At 36.4% G+C, this 15,500-nt stretch carries 14 protein-coding genes; 11 read left to right on the forward strand and 3 right to left on the reverse strand.

Annotated features, from left to right (window positions below; all coding sequences use genetic code 11):
* Positions 1 to 9 precede the first annotated feature (9 nt).
* The 3 genes from mnmG to I6U50_RS09925 all read left to right on the forward strand — a co-directional run bounded on the left by mnmG (position 10) and on the right by I6U50_RS09925 (position 3,836).
* Positions 10 to 1,881, forward strand: a complete 1,872-nt coding sequence (mnmG, locus tag I6U50_RS09915; RefSeq protein WP_198638727.1) for a tRNA uridine-5-carboxymethylaminomethyl(34) synthesis enzyme MnmG — start codon at positions 10 to 12, stop codon at positions 1,879 to 1,881.
* 378 nt (positions 1,882 to 2,259) lie between these two features.
* Positions 2,260 to 3,093, forward strand: coding sequence for a class I SAM-dependent methyltransferase (locus I6U50_RS09920; RefSeq protein WP_198638728.1), 834 nt, complete (start codon positions 2,260 to 2,262; stop codon positions 3,091 to 3,093).
* Positions 3,094 to 3,320: 227 nt separating this feature from the next.
* Positions 3,321 to 3,836 (forward strand): OmpH family outer membrane protein, encoded by a 516-nt coding sequence (locus tag I6U50_RS09925; RefSeq protein ID WP_317192023.1) that lies wholly within the window; start codon positions 3,321 to 3,323, stop codon positions 3,834 to 3,836.
* A 146-nt stretch (positions 3,837 to 3,982) separates the two neighbouring features.
* Here I6U50_RS09925 and I6U50_RS09930 read toward each other — a convergent pair whose 3' ends face one another.
* Complete coding sequence (locus I6U50_RS09930; protein ID WP_198638729.1) at positions 3,983 to 4,378, reverse strand: DoxX family protein; 396 nt, start codon at positions 4,376 to 4,378, stop codon at positions 3,983 to 3,985.
* A 4-nt stretch (positions 4,379 to 4,382) separates the two neighbouring features.
* A complete protein-coding gene (locus tag I6U50_RS09935; protein WP_193712302.1) occupies positions 4,383 to 5,537 on the reverse strand; it encodes a DNA polymerase III subunit in 1,155 nt (384 codons plus the stop codon).
* Positions 5,538 to 5,676: 139 nt separating this feature from the next.
* Here I6U50_RS09935 and I6U50_RS09940 point away from each other — a divergent pair, with 139 nt between their 5' ends.
* From I6U50_RS09940 to I6U50_RS09950, 3 genes are read left to right on the forward strand one after another with little or no spacing between them, the layout of a single operon-like run.
* Positions 5,677 to 6,861 carry a phosphoglycerate kinase gene (locus I6U50_RS09940; protein WP_193712303.1) on the forward strand — a complete coding sequence of 395 codons (1,185 nt, stop codon included), beginning with the start codon at positions 5,677 to 5,679 and terminating at the stop codon, positions 6,859 to 6,861.
* Positions 6,862 to 6,909: 48 nt separating this feature from the next.
* Positions 6,910 to 8,493, forward strand: coding sequence for a lytic transglycosylase domain-containing protein (locus I6U50_RS09945; RefSeq protein ID WP_198629586.1), 1,584 nt, complete (start codon positions 6,910 to 6,912; stop codon positions 8,491 to 8,493).
* Between the two features lie 24 nt (positions 8,494 to 8,517).
* A complete protein-coding gene (locus I6U50_RS09950) occupies positions 8,518 to 9,498 on the forward strand; it encodes a DUF4837 family protein (RefSeq protein WP_198638730.1) in 981 nt (326 codons plus the stop codon).
* A 67-nt stretch (positions 9,499 to 9,565) separates the two neighbouring features.
* Here I6U50_RS09950 and tatA read toward each other — a convergent pair whose 3' ends face one another.
* Positions 9,566 to 9,778 carry a twin-arginine translocase TatA/TatE family subunit gene (tatA, locus tag I6U50_RS09955; protein WP_193712306.1) on the reverse strand — a complete coding sequence of 71 codons (213 nt, stop codon included), beginning with the start codon at positions 9,776 to 9,778 and terminating at the stop codon, positions 9,566 to 9,568.
* 201 nt (positions 9,779 to 9,979) lie between these two features.
* Here tatA and I6U50_RS09960 point away from each other — a divergent pair, with 201 nt between their 5' ends.
* From I6U50_RS09960 to rfbD, 5 genes are all read left to right on the forward strand, one after another.
* Positions 9,980 to 10,849: a M23 family metallopeptidase gene (locus tag I6U50_RS09960; RefSeq protein WP_198629589.1), complete on the forward strand. Its 870-nt coding sequence runs from the start codon at positions 9,980 to 9,982 to the stop codon at positions 10,847 to 10,849.
* Positions 10,850 to 10,920: 71 nt separating this feature from the next.
* On the forward strand, positions 10,921 to 12,420 hold the full coding sequence (locus I6U50_RS09965) for a GH3 auxin-responsive promoter family protein (protein ID WP_198638731.1): 1,500 nt from the start codon (positions 10,921 to 10,923) through the stop codon (positions 12,418 to 12,420).
* 3 nt (positions 12,421 to 12,423) lie between these two features.
* Positions 12,424 to 14,106, forward strand: a complete 1,683-nt coding sequence (locus I6U50_RS09970; RefSeq protein WP_193712309.1) for a DUF6909 family protein — start codon at positions 12,424 to 12,426, stop codon at positions 14,104 to 14,106.
* A gap of 3 nt (positions 14,107 to 14,109) precedes the next feature.
* A complete protein-coding gene (rfbC, locus tag I6U50_RS09975; RefSeq protein ID WP_198638732.1) occupies positions 14,110 to 14,652 on the forward strand; it encodes a dTDP-4-dehydrorhamnose 3,5-epimerase in 543 nt (180 codons plus the stop codon).
* Positions 14,652 to 15,500, forward strand: coding sequence for a dTDP-4-dehydrorhamnose reductase (gene rfbD / locus I6U50_RS09980; RefSeq protein WP_198638733.1), 849 nt, complete (start codon positions 14,652 to 14,654; stop codon positions 15,498 to 15,500). Before rfbC ends, rfbD begins: the two co-directional genes overlap by 1 nt.

The raw sequence follows: 15,500 nt of genomic DNA on the forward strand, positions 1-15,500 counted from the left end.
AGAAATTTTATGTTCGAAAGTGAATATGATGTTATAGTTGTAGGTGCTGGGCACGCAGGAAGTGAAGCTGCGGCTGCGGCTGCTAATATGGGCTCAAAAACCTTATTGGTAACTATGAATCTTCAAAATATTGCGCAAATGAGTTGCAATCCCGCTATGGGTGGAATTGCAAAAGGGCAAATTTTGCGGGAGATTGATGCTATGGGTGGCTATAGCGGTTTGGTGAGTGATACCAGTGCTATTCAATTTAAAATGCTAAATAAATCTAAAGGTCCTGCTATGTGGAGTCCCCGTGTGCAGAGTGATAGGATGATGTTTGCTGAGCATTGGCGATTACGCCTGGAGCAAACACCTAATTTAGATTTTTATCAGGAAATGGTAGCCGGTTTAATCCTGGAAGGAGATAAAATAAAGGGGGTGAAAACCTCACTTGGTTTAGAAATTAAAGCTAAATCTGTAGTCTTAACCAACGGTACTTTTTTAAATGGCTTAATTCATATTGGCGATAAGAATTTTGGTGGGGGTAGAGCAGGAGAAAGAGCTGCCACAGGTATTACAAAAGATTTGGTTGATGTAGGTTTTGAATCGGGGAGAATGAAAACCGGAACTCCTCCAAGGGTTGATGGTAGGTCTTTGGATTATTCTAAAATGATAGAACAACCCGGTGATGATCAACCTACTAAATTTTCGTTTTTAGACGAAACTAAGTCTTTAGAAAAACAGCGTTCCTGTTATATGACTTATACTTCTCCTGAAGTACATAATATTCTTAAAGATGGCTTTGATAGATCGCCTATGTTTAATGGGAGGATTCAAAGTATAGGTCCTAGGTATTGTCCAAGTATTGAGGATAAAATTAATCGATTCGCCGATAAGGACAGGCACCAGCTTTTTGTTGAACCCGAAGGTTGGAATACTGTTGAGGTGTATGTAAACGGTTTTTCTACATCGCTTCCGGAAGATATACAATTTAAAGCTTTGCGCTCTGTGGCTGGCTTTGAAAATGTGAAATTCTTTAGACCCGGTTATGCTATTGAATACGATTATTTCCCGCCAACGCAATTAAAGCATACTCTGGAAACTAAACTGGTAGATGGTTTGTTTTTTGCCGGTCAAATTAATGGAACTACCGGTTATGAAGAAGCCGCTTGCCAGGGTTTAATGGCCGGTATAAATGCCGCATTAAAAGTTCAGGAGAAGGACGAATTTATCATTAAAAGAAACGAGGCATATATTGGGGTGCTTATAGACGATCTTATAACAAAGGGTACTGAAGAACCTTATAGAATGTTTACTTCTCGTGCTGAATACAGAACTTTGTTGCGTCAGGATAATGCCGATTTTAGATTAACTGAACGCTCTTATAAATTAGGTTTGGCATCTGAAGAACGTATGCGGAAGATGGAAGATAAGAAACAGAAATCTACCGATTTTGTAAAATTTCTAAAAAATAAAAGTGTTTCTCACGACGATGCAAACCCTATTTTAGAGGCGAATAATTCTTCGCCTATGAAACAAAGTGATAAGATTTTTAAAATATTTTCACGGCCTAATATCACCATGAATGATGTTCGAAAATTTCCGGGGGTAGAGGAATATATTCAAGAGAATAATTTGAATACCGAGATTTTAGAACAAAGCGAAATTCAGGTAAAATATTCCGGTTATATTGAAAAAGAAAAAAATAATGCCGACAAATTGAATAGGTTGGAGGATGTAAGAATTCCTCAGGGCTTTGATTATTCTAAGATAAAATCTATGTCGTTTGAGGCCAGGGAAAAATTAAAAAAGGTGCAGCCTACTTCAATCTCACAAGCCTCAAGAATAAGTGGGGTAAGTCCTAACGATATTTCGGTTTTGTTGGTTTATATGGGGAGATAATTTAAACGTTCCACGTGGAACAAGTCTAAAAAATTGAAGCTTAAAAGCTGTATTTATTAGTACTAATAAAACTGTTTTAAGGAAGAAGTATGTTTAATTGATTTTAAAATTTAGCTTGGTTCATAACTCAAATATTCAATCTCGATTCTTGTTTAATTCTAAAATGGATTAGGTTACAGAATTAATTGGAATCTTATAAAATTGAATAGCAACCTAAAACTATATTAAAAATCTAAATAGAGATCGCTATTTTATTTGCGTGTAATTCTTGTAATTTGAAAGGATGCCATTCTGAAAAGGATGGCAGTTTTATATAGGATGCTTTTCAAGAAATAATGGGAAAATCACATTTTAAAACCCTGTTCAAAATTTTATGTAATGGCCAATAAAAAATTTCATGTAATCTGTAAAGATCATTTAGTTTCCGGTGAGGAATTTCGGTTACAATTAAGAAGCGATTTTGAGATATTGGAAACCATTCCAAAACCTGAAAATGTTTCGGCTTATTACCAAAGTGAAGATTATATTTCTCATACAGATGCCAGTAAAAGTTTTACCGATAAAATTTATCATGTAGTTAAAAATTTTATGCTCCTACAAAAATTGAAGTGGATCCATAAAGTTACAAAAGGAAATAACTTATTAGACATCGGGGCAGGGACAGGTGATTTTTTAGTGACGGCAAAAAAGAAAGAATGGAATGTTGCCGGAGTGGAACCAAATACACAGGCAAGAAAATTGGCCCAGGAAAAAGGGATTGAACTTAAAGAAGATTTAACTCAATTTAAAGATGCTTCTTTAGATGTGATAAGTATGTGGCATGTTTTAGAACATGTTCCAGATTTAGATTCTCAAATTGAAAATTTGGCTCGTTTGTTAAAACCAAATGGAGTAGCGGTTATAGCCGTTCCTAATTTTAAAAGTTTTGATGCAAAGCATTACCGCAAATTTTGGGCTGCTTATGATGTGCCAAGACATCTTTGGCATTTTTCCCAACAAGGCATTACCGAATTGTTTAAAAAGCATAATTTTAAAAAGATTCAAACAAAACCTCTGGTTTTCGATTCATTTTATGTAAGTCTGCTTTCCGAAAAAAACAAAACAGGACAACCAAATATGTTGAGGGCATTTAAAATAGGTTTGCAATCTAATTTAAAAGCACAGAACACTTCAGAGTATTCTTCACTGGTTTATTTCTTTCAAAAAACTTAAAATTCGCATTTTAAGCTTGTTTAAGCGCTTTTTAATGAATTCACAATACCTTACCTGTCTTTATCTTAGAAATTAGCTTATTCTTAAGCTATTTAAGTTGATTTCTATTTGTTTAATTTATTATAGTTAAGTTGTATATAAGTATTTCTTATATACAGTTTATAGCTTAATTTTGATTTATATTGAAAATTAAGTTTGCCTACATTTGCTGCAAATAAATTAAACTAATGATGAAAAAATTTTTAATGATTTTGGTAGTTGCTGTTTTATTAACATCCTGTGACCAGGAAAAAACAGCTTATGTAGATACCACTAAACTTATTCAAGAGTACAAAGAAATGAAAGATGTAGAGGCCGACTTTACCTCTAAATCAGATTCAGTAAAAAGGCAACTAGATTCTATTGCCAGAGGATTTCAACAAGAAGTTCAGGCTTACCAGCAGGAAATGAATTCTATGTCGCAGTCGCAGCGTCAGGAAAAAGAGCAGGAACTAATGCAAAAGCAACAAAGAATTCAGCAACAACAGCAAATGCAGGGCAATAGACTTAGAGAGCAGAGCGACGCTGTTATAGATTCTATTATAAATAAAGTAAAAGATTATGTAGCAGATTATGGGGAAGAGAATGGTTACACTTATATTTTTGGCTCTAACGAGTCGGCAAATATAATGTATGCGAAAGATGGAAAAGATCTAACCCAGGAAATTCTGGATAACTTGAATAAAACTTATAATAAGAACTAAATAGAGGTTCTGAGGATTTTAAGTAGGTCTGAGAAGTCATTCTTTTCGTCAAGCTGAACTTGTTTCAGCTTCTAAGTTAATTTTACCTAGATCCTGAAATAAATTCAGGATGACGAGTTTAGAAAACTTCTCAGGCCTATTCTATTTTAAGACATTAAAAAAACACCAAAAATTACCACAACAAAATATCCGGTTATGGTAAATGCACCGGCATAATCTTTAGCAACCCTTTGCCCAAATAATAGCATTAAAAGGGTAATAGCGGCTAATATGCACGAATAAAGCGCTATGGTAGGGTCGTTATAGGCTATTAGCCAAATGGCTCCCAGAATGGCCGCAAAACCGGTAATTATTTCAATAATCATAATTATTCCTACCATTAATGGCACCTGGCCCGCAAGAAAGGTTCCTGAAAAATGTTCTTTTAACCAACCGGTATTTCCTTTCCAATCGGTGGCTTTATCTATCCCGGATTGTAAAAAGGTAATTAGAATAAATAATAGAATAAGTATTTCGGTAATATTTGCGTAAAGGTTTTCCATATTGTTAAGCGGCTTTTTTATGTAAATATCTGGTTAATCTAATAGATAGGTCGGTAAGGATTATTTTTGCATTTCCGTTTCTTTCTATGTGATAAATGGCTTCTTCCAAAGCGGTAATAATATCTTTAATATTGTTGCCGTGCACAAAAGGAGCAAATTTTTCCAGTTTAAAGCCCGGTGTCTCCGGCTCCAGATATACCAGTTTTTCGGCTTTGTAATTTAACATTAAGGCCTGTCTAAAAAAGTCTATACAATAGAGTAAAAAGCTTTTTTGCGATTCACGACCCATTCCGGCAATTTCTTCGCTCCAGGCAATAAGTTCTAAAACCGTAGCTCTATTTCCTTTTGCTTTAAAAGCGCTACGCACCCAATTTATAAACCAGGTTTCAAATTGCTGATCGCTACTATCTTTTTGTAATAAATGTAAAGCACGGGTATAACTCCCATTGGCCTGGTGTGCAATTTTTAAAGCCGCAGGTTTACTACAGTTTTCATTTTTTTCTAGAAACGAGGCAATTTCATCTTCAGGTAAAGGGGGAAAATGCAATTTTTGACATCGGGACCTAATGGTTTGTATAATTTGTTCCTCGTCTTCAGTTATTAACAGAAAAAGCGTATTATTTGGCGGTTCTTCAATTAATTTAAGCAATTTATTGGCCGCTGCTGTATTCATCTTTTCGGCCATCCAAATAATCATTATTTTAAATCCGCCTTCATAGGCCTTTAAAGAAAGAGATTTAACAACTTCCTGGGCTTCATCTACCCCAATTTGGCCCTGCTTATTTTCAATTCCCAGTTTTTGGTACCATTCAAATAAGCTTCCGTAAGGATTTGTATTTACAAATTCCCGCCATTCTTCTAAAAAATGCGAAGAAACCGGGTGTTTTTTTATTTTTTGATTGGCAGCAACCGGAAAAGCAAAATGAAGATCTGGATGTGCAAGTTTTTTAAAGCGTTCGTTGCAATTACTATTTCCGGTGCTATTGCTGCCTTCCTTATTTTTACAAAGTATGTATTGTGCATAAGCAATGGCAAGTGGTAAAGTGCCACTACCGGTTTTTCCTACAAATAACTGCGCATGAGGCACACGTCCATTATCGGCAGTAGTAGTAAGATGTTTCTTTAAATGCTGTAAACCTATTATTTCTTCAAAAAGCATAAGCAAATATAAAATTTATATACACTTTAATGTCTTTGGAAAAATTTATATTTGTAAATAGTACAGGCTTATTGAAAGTACACTGTACTTAATGTTAATCAACCTAACCAGATAATTTGGTAAAAAAAAGAATTTGAAAATGAAGACTTTAAACGATTTTAATTTTAAAGATAAACAAGCATTAATAAGAGTAGATTTTAATGTCCCGTTAGATAAAGATTTAAAGGTAACCGATGCAAATAGGATTGAAGCTGCAAAACCAACTATTATTAAGGTATTAGAAGATGGTGGAAGCGTAGTTTTAATGTCTCATTTAGGAAGGCCCGAAGGCCAGGAAGAAAAATATTCTTTAAAGAATATTGTAAGTAAAGTTTCAGAAGTTATTGGGGTAGAGCCAAAATTTGTGAATAATTGTGTTGGAGAAGAAGCTCAGGCCGCTGCCGATAATTTAAAACCCGGTGAAATACTTTTATTAGAAAACCTTAGATTCCATAAAGAAGAAAAAGCGGGAGACGAAAACTTTGCAGAGCAGCTTTCTAAACTGGGTGATATTTATGTAAACGATGCTTTTGGTACTGCTCACCGTGCTCATGCTTCAACTACTATTGTAGCAAAGTATTTTGATAACAAATGCTTTGGTTACCTATTGGAAAAAGAGATAAAAAACCTGGATAAGGTGCTTCATAGTGATGAAAAACCGGTCACAGCGGTATTAGGAGGTGCTAAAGTTTCTTCTAAAATTACGGTAATCGAGAATATTCTTGATAAAGTAGATCATCTTATTATTGGAGGCGGAATGGCTTATACTTTTATTCTTGCCAATGGCGGTAAAATTGGAAATTCTTTGGTAGAAGAAGATAAACAGGAATTAGCTTTGCAAATACTTAAGCAGGCAAAAGCTAAAAATGTAGAAGTGCACCTTCCGGTAGATGCTATTATTGCCGATAGCTTTTCTGAACAGGCCTCTACCGATGTGAGTAAGATAAACGAAATTCCAGATGGCTGGATGGGACTGGATGCGGGCCCTGAGAGCATTAAGAACTTTGATGCTGTAGTACAGAAATCGAAAATTATTCTTTGGAATGGCCCATTAGGGGTATTTGAAATGGATAAATTTTCAAAAGGAACCATAGCCCTGGGAGATTCAATTGCTGAAGCAACTAAAAACGGAGCCTTTTCTTTAGTTGGAGGTGGAGATTCTGTTGCAGCCGTTAAGAAATTTGGTTTCGACGAAAAGGTAAGTTATGTTTCTACCGGTGGTGGAGCTATGCTAGAAATGTTAGAAGGAAAATCCCTGCCGGGTATCCAGGCAATTGGAGAATAAACGTACTAAATAGTTCTATTTTACGTTCTTTTTAAAATCTTGAATATTATGGTTAAGCATATAATTTTATCACTTGTATTACTTTTTGGAATTAGCTTGTACGCGCAGGAAGAAAACCAAAAAAAGCAGGTAGAGAAAGCTAATTTTAGAGTACAGATCTTTCAAAAAGTAGATAGTAGTGAAATTATTCTTGCTCATCCAGACCCTGAATTCAGGGATAAATTACCAATTTCGGCTGTAATTAGGGACTCTTCGGCGGTATCGCTGCAAGATTTACCTCGTGCAGCCGAAATTGATTCTGTTTGGCGGGCCCAGCTTACCAATTCAGATCTTTTTAACTCTATGTATAAAAGCATTAGGGAACAGGAGTATGAAAAACACGTAAATAAAGAACTTCCCACCGATACTTTAAAGGCCAGGCTGGCCAAATTAAATGCGCGTACCCCTTTTAATGTCCAATACCATCCGGTTTTGGAGAATGTTATAAATTCTTACTTAAAGCGGAACAAGAAAGCTATGGAACGCCTTATGGCGTTAAGCGAATATTATTTTCCAATGTTTGAGCAACAATTGGATAGATATGATATTCCGTTAGAAATTAAATACCTGGCCATTGTAGAGTCTGCTTTAAACCCAAGGGCAAAATCCTGGGTAGGGGCTACGGGGCTTTGGCAGTTTATGTATAGAACCGGGAAAGCCCATGGTTTGGATGTTAGCAGTTATGTAGATGAGCGTATGGATCCGCAGAAGTCTACCCAGGCCGCTGCAGAATATCTGGCAAACCTATACCGCACTTTTGAAGATTGGGATTTGGTATTGGCTTCTTATAATTCTGGTCCCGGAAATGTTTCAAAAGCAATTCGTAGAAGCGGCGGATCTAATAATTACTGGGAATTAAGAAGGTTTTTACCAAGGGAAACTGCCGGTTATGTTCCTGCCTTTTTAGCTACCCTTTATCTTTTTGAATATGCCAACGAGCATAATTTTCAACCCCCGGCCCCCGAAATTGCTTTTTTTGAAACCGATACAATTAAGGCAAAACAATTAATTACGTTTGAACAAATCTCTAAAGTTACCGGAGTAGAAGAAGAGATGCTTCAGTTTCTAAACCCAAGCTATAAATTAGATGTAATCCCTTTTATAGAAGGTGAAGATTATATGATAAGACTTCCTGCCACTGCCAGCGGTGCTTTTGTAAGCAATGAGGCGGCCATCTATAACTTTGCCAAAGAAGAGCTGGAAAAGAAAGAAAAAGCCCTTCCTGAATATGTAAAAGCTGAAAATAAGATTAGGTACCGGGTAAAAAGTGGAGATTATTTAGGAAGAATTGCAGAAAGATATGGAGTAGGGGTAAGCAGTATTAAGCGTTGGAACGACCTTAGGGGCAATAATATTAGAATTGGGCAGTATCTTACTATTTACCCCAGAAAGCCCGGTGTAACCAGCCAAAATGCTTCTGCCGGAAATAGCCAAAACAAAGCTGCCAAAACCTATACAGTTAGAAAAGGAGATTCACTTTGGAGCATTTCCAGAAAATTTCCGGGAGTTACGGTACAGAATTTGAGGTCTTGGAATGATATGGGAACTAATAGCCTAAAACCCGGTATGAAACTTAAACTTTCTAAGGGCTAATCATTTCAAACCAAACTAAAAACAATGAAAAAAACATTATTTCTTCTATTCAGTGTAGTTTTTCTAATCTCCTGTAATGAAAATGGAGATAAAAAAGAAGAACGAATCTTATCAGATTCCTCGGGAAATATAAATCAAATCACCTTAATTATAGAGAATGAACTTTGGGAAGGTAAGGTTGGTGAAGCTATAAGAGATAATTATGCAGCCGCCGTAGAGGGTCTTCCACAAGAAGAGCCTATGTTTTCTATAAGCCAAATCCCGCCAGAGACTTTTAGTGGTTTTGTACGCAGAAATAGGTCTTTTATCTCTGTTCAGGAAGGCGATAAGGCTGAGGCCAGAATAGTTAAAGATTTGTATGCCCGCCCACAAACCGGGGTAATCATCTCGGGTGAAAACGAAGAAGAACTTATTCATGTAATTAATGAAAGCTCCAAAAAATTAGTTTCGGCCTTTAAGGAAACTGAAATGAAAGAGAAACAACGCCGAATAGGCAAGTCTCTAAAAAAGGATGGAAAGCTCGAAGAAAAGTTTGGTTTATCACTCAATTTCCCATCAGCTTATCGATATGCACTTGAAGAAGATAATTTTGTGTGGATACGAAAGGAAATCCCAAAAGGGAATATGGAAATCCTTATCTACGAGGTGCCAATTAATCAAATTGAAGCCGATACCAATACTATTGGAAATATTATAAAAATGCGTGATTCTATTGGAAAAGCCCATATTCCAGGGCCTACCAAAGGTACCCATATGATAACAGAGGCCGCCTACGCACCTTATCTTTTCGAAACCGAGATTGATGGTAAATTTGCTTATGAAACCCGTGGAACCTGGGAAGTAAAAGGAGCATTTATGGCTGGCCCATTCTTAAATTATGCTATTAAAGACGAAACCAACAATCGGTTCTTAGTGGTAGAAGGATTTGTTTTTTCACCTTCAAGGGGTAAAAGAGATAATATGTTTGAGTTAGATGCTATTCTACAATCTGCAGATATTGAATAGAGCATAAAAAACAATAAAAAAGCCCAAACTAAATTGTTCGGGCTTTTTTTATAAGGTAGATCTTTGTTTATTTTTTCTCGTTAGAAAAATTTTTGTCATCAGAAGGAACTTTGTTTTCGCCATCTTCATCTTTAGAAGCGTCTTTAAATTCTTTAATTCCACTACCTAATCCTCTCATCAATTCAGGAATTTTTCGACCTCCAAAAAGAAGCAAAATTACCACAACAATTAAGATAATTTGTGGGGCACCAATGGCTAATGGTAAAATAAATGCATTCATAATATATGATTTTGATATTACAAACTTAACAAGAATTAAATAATTACAACGCTATTATAGCTTAAATTTAAGTTATACTTGAAGGTAAAACTTAATTTTTAAGCATCTTAAAGTCAAAAACAAGCTTCTGTAAATAGTATATTTAGGATTGAAATAAGTTTTTAGAGAAGATTGGTGCACTTAAATTATCTTTGTACGTGAATTATGACCGAAAAAAAAAATAGAAAAAAAATAACCAGGAAGTTGCTTCATAAGTATCGAATGATTATAATAAATGAAGATACATTTGAGGAGAAACTTTCTTTTAAATTAACCCGGCTGAATGTTTTTGTAAGCATTACGCTAAGTGCTATAATTCTTATTGCTGCCACAACCTATATTATAGCTTTTACACCGCTTAAAGAGTATATACCGGGCTATTCTTCTGCAGAGTTAAAACAACAGGCATCTCAATTAGCTTATGAGTCAGATTCCCTACAACAGGTTTTAAAACTTAATAATCAATATTTAAATTCCATAAAGGATGTGCTAACGGGGAAAGCCGATACTTCCAGTCTTAGTAGAGATTCTCTTATAGAAAACCCTATAATGGGGCAGGAGATTGAACCCATAGAGCCATCCCGGGCCGATTCCCTTTTGCGGGAAGAAGTTTTACAGGAAGACAAATACAATGTTTTGCCATCGGCCACAGATAATATAGATTTTTCCCTGTTTCCACCGGTTAAAGGAACAATTTCGGAAGAATATGATGCCAAAGAAAAGCATTTTGCCGTAGATATTGTGGTGGCTAAAAACACACCGGTTAAGTCTGTAGCCGATGGCCGGGTAATTTTTTCTGAATGGACTACAGAAACCGGTTACGTAATAATTATTAAACACGAATACGGTTTGCTGTCTGTATACAAGCATAATGCTTCTTTGTCTAAAGAACAGGGCGAAAATGTGAGAAGGGGAGAGGTAATTGCCACTGCCGGTTCTACCGGAGAATATACTACCGGCCCACATTTGCATTTTGAACTTTGGAACGAAGCGGTGCCTGTAGACCCTACAGATTATATTGATTTTGACTAATAAATCACGACCTTTGTGATGCTAAGTCTATTATAGAAGTAGAATTACGCCATTTAATTTTAAAAAAACCTATGTCTTTAAAATCGTTTGGAGCCAAGATTTTCGCTAAAACTATTCGCAAACAAATAGATAATTGGGCTTCTAAACCTGAGGCCACCCAAGAAAAAATATTTCAGGATTTAATAGAGAAGGCCAAAGACACCAAATTTGGCAAAGATCACGATTTTAAGAATATTAAATCTTATAGCGATTTTGCCAAAAAAGTGCCGGTTCGTGATTATGAAGAACTGCGTTTTTATGTAGATAAAATGGTGGCGGGCGAACCCGATATTTTATGGCCTGGCAAACCTTTATATTATGCGAAAACATCAGGTACCACCAGCGGTGCAAAATATATTCCGCTTACCAAAGATTCTATGCCTTCGCATATTAATGCTGCCCGAAATGCAATTTTATGTTATATCGCCGAAACCGGAAACGCTAAATTTGTAGACGGGAAAATGATCTTTCTTCAGGGAAGCCCCGAAATGCAAGAGAAAAATGGGGTGAAACTAGGTCGTTTGTCAGGCATAGTAGCGCATTACGTACCTTCCTACCTTCAGAAAAACCGAATGCCAAGTTGGGAAACTAACTGTATAGATGATTGGGAAAAGAAAGTTGATGCTATTGTAGAAGAAACCAGGAACGAGAATATGAGCGTAATTAGCGGTATTCCATCCTGGGTACAAATGTATTTTGAAAGACTTCAGCAGAAAACCGGAAAAAAAGTAGGAGAGTTGTTTCCCAATTTTGACCTGTTTATTTATGGCGGGGTAAATTATGAACCTTATCGCTCTAAATTTGAAAAGCTTATTGGGAGAAAGGTAGATAGCATAGAGCTATATCCCGCTTCAGAAGGATTTTTTGCTTTTCAGGATAAACAAAGCGAAAAAGGAATGTTGCTGCAGCTCAATTCGGGAATGTTCTACGAGTTTATAAAAGCCGATGAATTTTTTGACGAAAACCCTAAAAGGCTTAGTATAGGCGAAGTGAAGACAGGCGTTAATTACGTGATGCTGGTTTCTACCAATGCCGGTCTTTGGGCCTATAATATTGGAGATACTGTACAATTTACCAGCACTAAACCCTACCGGGTTATTGTTTCGGGAAGAATAAAACATTTTATTTCGGCTTTTGGGGAACACGTGATTGCCAAAGAGGTTGAAGAAGCGATTCAGGAAGCTACTTTAGCTACAAATGCCCAAATAAGTGAGTTTACCGTAGCCCCGCAAATTACCCCCGAAGCTAAGGAATTGCCTTATCACGAATGGTTTATAGAGTTTGAAAAAGAGCCTGAAGATTTGTTGAAATTCAGAGACATCCTGGATAAAAGCCTTCAACAGCAAAATTCTTATTATTTTGATCTCATAGAAGGGAAGATTCTTCAGCCATTAAAAATAACAAAAGTTCCACAGAATGGTTTTCAGCAGTATATGAAGTCTATTGGCAAACTTGGCGGACAAAATAAATTGCCGCGCCTGGCCAACGATCGTAAAATCGCCGAAGTCCTGGAAAAAATTATAAAAGCATAAAAAATGATAAATCTTAAATTACTGGGCCGTACCCGTGCTCAAGAAAGTACACACGCTATAGAACGTATGTATATAACCATGCGTCATCTTTTTAATCGCGGTTTTTATAAACCTATGGGCGTTTCCGGTGAAACTTTAAGGGAATCTTTACTTATTCTTCGCCCCGAAATTTACGGTTCTATTGCCGATGATAAAGCTGAGTTAAGCGGATTGCTTTACGTGATAGACCGTTTGCCAAAAGGAATTGAAGAGTGTAGGTTTATAAACCTTACCAGTGATGAAGGTTATGGTAATTCGCATTTTAAGCCCATTGTTCCTCCTAAACGCCGGCGTAACTGCTACAGGATAGATGATGAGCAAATGAATATTGAAATAACCCGCGGCCGTTCTGAAATTTATGATATTCTTACGCACCTTACTTTTCTTTTTATAGAATCTCATAAAATAATGCGTCGCGTAATTATAGATGAAGAAGGCAGTGTTACCCGAGACTGGCAAAAGCTGGAAAAGGCGGTGCTACAGGGAGAGCCTCTAGACCAAACAGAACGGGAAATTGCGTTAACCCATACCGCAAATATTTTAGGTAGAACTTTTTATGAAGTCCAGGAAATCTATCCAAAATTCTCCCTTCCGGGAAATACAGAACGCTTTTTAAATATAATTTACTGGTTAGGAAAACTCGCTATTGCCGAAACCGTTAATAACAATAAGCGAATTATAACTTTTAGCCCTGTATTGCGAGAGCGTTTAGGGCATCATATTCACGGAGAGATTTGGGCCGATAATATTAAACAGCATCTTATAAAAGAGAATTTAATGCACCGCCCATTGCACATTATTAGTGCAAATATGCATAGTGTTATGAACACGCTTTACACTCCTTCGGCCTTAAAAACAGAGCTTAAAAAGAAAAAGCCGCTGGAAATTTATGAAGCCCTTAGCGATAGTGCCAATGGTAATTTGCGAAGTAAAGTTATGAAGGCTGCTTTAGAGACTGGCATGAGCTTTTTGGAAGACAAGAGCGGAACCAATATTGACGTGCAAATCTTTGATACCGCTAAATTAAATGGGAAATACGGCTCGTGGGATATCAAAACTGAAGAAGAAGCACCGGTTATTATTGTGATGGATTATGCCTTTGGAGAGCAGGCTTATGAAACCATGGATGAGTTGCTGAAACCTTATAATTTTGAAGGTAACGAGATTAAAATGAATGTAGAGTCTATCTCAATTATGGGAAAAGCCGGGATTCTAGAAGGTGGAAAAGGCGATATTATGATTCCTTCTGCCCATTTGTTTGAAGGTACTGCAGATAACTACCCGTTTAAAAACGAACTTAGTCGTACCGATCTTGAAGAGAACAATATTGCGGTTGTAGATGGTGCAATGATTACCGTTTTGGGTACCTCTCTTCAAAACAGGGATATCCTTAAATTTTTCCACGATTCTACCTGGAACGTAAGCGGATTGGAAATGGAGGGGGCCCACTATCAAAAAGCCATTCAGGCGGCTTCGAAATTACGGGGTAGTATTCGTAACGATGTAAAGGTGAGATATGCTTATTATGCTTCAGATAATCCTTTAGAAACCGGTAGTACCTTAGCTTCAGGAGGATTGGGAACCACAGGTGTAAAGCCCACTTATTTAATCACCGAAAAGATTCTTGAGCAAATCTTTAAATCCTAATTTATGAAAATTGAAGAAACGCCTTTAAAAGACTGTTTTATCATAAAACCCGAAATTTTTAGGGATAAAAGAGGACTCTTTTTAGAAAGTTACCACAAAAAAAAGTTTATAGAATTAACCGGGATAGAAAAGGAGTTTGTTCAGGATAATCAATCTATTTCCAAAAAAGGCGTTTTACGCGGAATACATTACCAAACCGGGGAATTTGCCCAAACCAAATTGGTTCGTGTAATTTATGGGAAAGTTTTGGATGTGGTAGTAGATTTAAGGCCAGAATCCCCCACTTTTAAACAGAGCTTTAAAATTATTTTGGATCACGAGAATTTATATCAACTCTATATCCCCAAAGGCTTTGGTCACGGTTTTATAACTCTTTCAGATACTTCGGTTTTTGCTTATAAATGCGATCAATATTATATGCCGGGTTCTGAGGCCGGGATTATTTATAAAGATCCCGATTTGGCGATAGATTGGGAATTTCCGGAGGAAGAAATGATTATTTCAGATAAAGATTTAAAACAGCCGTTTTTAAAAGAGGTTTTTTAATGAAGAATATTCTCATAACCGGTGCCAATGGTCAATTAGGAGCTTGTTTTAAAAAGATTTCGGGAGATTATACTGAATGTAACTTTATATTTAAATCTTCTTCGGAAGCCGATATTACCGATAAATCTAAATTAGTTAAGCTATTTGCTGAAGTTAAACCCCATTGGGTAATTAACTGCGCCGCTTACACCAAAGTTGAAAAAGCCGAAGCCGAAGAAGAAAAAGCCTTTAAAATTAATGCTGAAGCTTCTAAGAACCTGGCTGAGCTTTGTGTAGCTAACCAGGCAAAACTGGTTCATTTTTCTACCGATTATGTGTTCGATGGTAAAGCTGAAAAGCCTTATAAGGAAACAGATAAAACCAATCCCATTAATGTTTACGGGGCTTCAAAACTAAAGGGAGAGATTTTAATTGCTAAAACCTTAAAAGAGCATTTTATTTTTAGGACCTCCTGGTTGTATTCAGAATTTGGGCATAATTTTTATAAAACTATTGGGAGAAAAATAGACGAAAAGGCCGAGCTCAATATCACTACTTCCCAAACCGGAACCCCAACAAATGCAAATGATTTGGCAGGGTTCGTAGTGGAGATAATCGCTTCAGATAATAAAAACTTCGGGTTATATCACTTTAGCAATTTGGGACAGGCTACCTGGTACGATTTTGCAAAAGAAATTTTGGAACTTACAGGAAATTCAGAAGAAATAGTTTTAAACAAGAGCAATAATTTTAAAACCATAGCCGCAAGGCCTGATTATAGTGTGTTAGATAAAACAAAATTGCAACAAGTGTTTTCAATACCTATTTTAGACTGGAAAGTGAGTCTTAAAAACCTAATTAAGATATAA

This window comes from Salegentibacter maritimus (genome assembly GCF_016236975.1).
In the GTDB taxonomy this organism is placed as follows: Bacteria; Bacteroidota; Bacteroidia; order Flavobacteriales; family Flavobacteriaceae; genus Salegentibacter; species Salegentibacter maritimus.